General features: G+C 59.0%; 1 pseudogene. It reads left to right on the forward strand.

The window, feature by feature from the left end:
• Positions 1-363: pseudogene (locus JUK32_RS03240) on the forward strand (IS4 family transposase); the annotation flags it as partial.

Below are 363 nucleotides of genomic sequence, written 5' to 3' on the forward strand. Positions count from 1 at the left end.
CGGCACCTTTGCCAACCTCAAGACCGTCAACGACAACGGACGTCAGCTTCGAGATCGGACGCTAACGCTATCGGTAATGGCGGCGCTAGTGGTCAGTCTGGTCTATCGCCAAGTGCGCTATTTGTCAGACATTGTGCGCTTGCTGGAGCCGGAGGGGGTGTTGTGGGTGCCCGCGCTATCGGTCACTAAACAAGCCGTCTCTGAGCGTTTAAGGACACTCCCGGCGGCGTTGTTCCTTGAGATGTTTCATCAAGTGGTCAACCGGATGCAAGCGCATCCTCAGCCTGTTGTCGTGGGGACTGAGCCCAGCTGGTCAGCGCCCTTCAGCGCCCTCTGGATTGCCGAGGGTTCAACCCTCTCGCG

The organism is Halomicronema sp. CCY15110, assembly GCF_016888165.1.
Taxonomy (GTDB): Bacteria; Cyanobacteriota; Cyanobacteriia; order Phormidesmidales; family Phormidesmidaceae; genus Halomicronema.